The organism is Streptomyces sp. NPDC037389 (genome assembly GCF_040636475.1).
GTDB lineage: Bacteria > Actinomycetota > Actinomycetes > Streptomycetales > Streptomycetaceae > Streptomyces > Streptomyces hesseae.
The window spans coordinates 1-1,519 of sequence record NZ_JBEZUS010000053.1 but is presented as its reverse complement, the minus strand read 5'-3'; the positions used below and the strand labels follow the sequence as shown (position 1 = coordinate 1,519).

The 1,519-nt window shown below is 68.9% G+C and carries 2 protein-coding genes; both read left to right on the top strand.

Going from position 1 to position 1,519, the window contains the following annotated elements; all coding sequences use genetic code 11:
* Positions 1–266: 266 nt before the first annotated feature.
* The gene (locus AB0E98_RS33645; RefSeq protein WP_359516104.1) at positions 267–1,055 is read left to right on the top strand and encodes a hypothetical protein; all 789 of its coding nucleotides are present in this window, start codon (positions 267–269) and stop codon (positions 1,053–1,055) included.
* Between the two features lie 60 nt (positions 1,056–1,115).
* Positions 1,116–1,519 (top strand): DEAD/DEAH box helicase family protein (locus tag AB0E98_RS33640; RefSeq protein WP_361710285.1); only part of this gene is annotated, 404 nt, incomplete at its 3' end.

Here is a 1,519-nt window from a genome sequence, read left to right as displayed (position 1 = left end):
CGCCAGCAGCACGGCAACGTTGATGGTCAGCACGCACAACCCCCACCAGCTCAGTGAACGCCCCTGGTCAAGGTTGTAGCCAGCCTGCGCATCCGAGACATCTGCGTCATACGAGGATGGCCGCATGTATCCGTCAGATCGGCCGGATCAGCCGTCTTGCCCCGGGCTCAAGTCTGCTCACGGCTCAGCACGCTTCAGCGCAGGTCGTGTGTGCCTCGTCGGCACAACCGGTTGAAATTGCAGTCTGCTACTGTAATTATGGCGGTATGGAGATGCAGACGAAACCGCCGCAGCTCGACGACTTCCTCAACCCCGTCGACATCAAGGTCGCCGTCAGCGGCTTCGGCTACGAGGAGGGCACCTGCGTGGCGTGGGACACGGACACCTGGACCGGCACCGGCGACCCGTCATGGGTACGCCACGGCGTGGTCCTGCGGTGCTACCTCGACGGCACCGACATCAACCGCACCGCGATCGAGGGCGCCACCGACATCGGCGACCCCGAGGCGCAGACCGCCGTCCAGAGCATGAAGCAGCACCTGATCGCCGCTCACGGAGGCCGCTACCTGGCCGCCCTCCAGGACGAGATCGACAGCCTGGGTAACCCGCAGCTCCTGCTCGCGAAAGACCCGGTGCACCAGGAGGCGATCCACCAGCGCGCGAGGGAGAACACGGCCCCGCCCTCGCTCCTGGCCCTCATCGCCGAGGTACAGGCCAAGGAGAAGCACCTCCTGGCCGTGCGCCGCCGGTACGCCATCGCCCTCTGGCGCTACATCGCCCACCTCTACCGGCACGGCCTGCCCGTCGAGGACATCGCCCACTGGACGGGCGAATCCGCCGCCTCGACCGAACGCCGCATCATGTGCGTGCCCACCGCCGGCGCCGCCGCCATCACCGGAGTCGAGCAGAAGACCTGGAGCGGCTACGTCGCCCGCGACCAGGCGCCCGCCCCTGACGACCACGTCGGCCGCGAGCCCGTCTGGCACATCTCGACCGTGCTGCGCCACGTCGACACCCGCCCCGGCCGCCCTGGACGCCCGCCCAAGCAAGCCTGACCAAGCCGCCCTGTCGCGGACTCCCCCTCATCTCCTGGCACCGCAAAGGACTCTGCTCACATGACGAACCTCCGACCCCACCAGCGTGAGGCTGTCGACGCCGTACGGGCCGCCCTTGAGGTGCCTGCTACCGGCACAGTCCCGGAGCGCGGATTGCGCACTCAGGTCGTCATGGCGACCGGCTCGGGCAAGACCCTCGTCGCCGCGCAGAGCGCGCACGAACTCCAGGCGGGCCGCGTGCTGGTGCTGGTTCCCTCGCTGGACCTGCTGGCGCAGACCGAGGCAGCGTGGCGCGAGGCCGGCCGCACCGGCCCCATGATCGGCGTCTCGTCGCTGCGCGGTGAGGGCGTCGGCTTCCCCAGCACCACCGATGTGCGGGAGCTGATCGACTGGGTGCGGCCGTTCGACAAGGTCACCGTCTTTGCCACCTATGCCTCCCTCGGACTCGGCACTCTGGAGCGCGC

Coding starts and splice junctions, on each gene's coding strand:
- AB0E98_RS33645 (WP_359516104.1), top strand. CDS start 267: ATGGAGATGCAGACGAAACCGCCGCAGCTCGACGACTTCCTCAACCCC.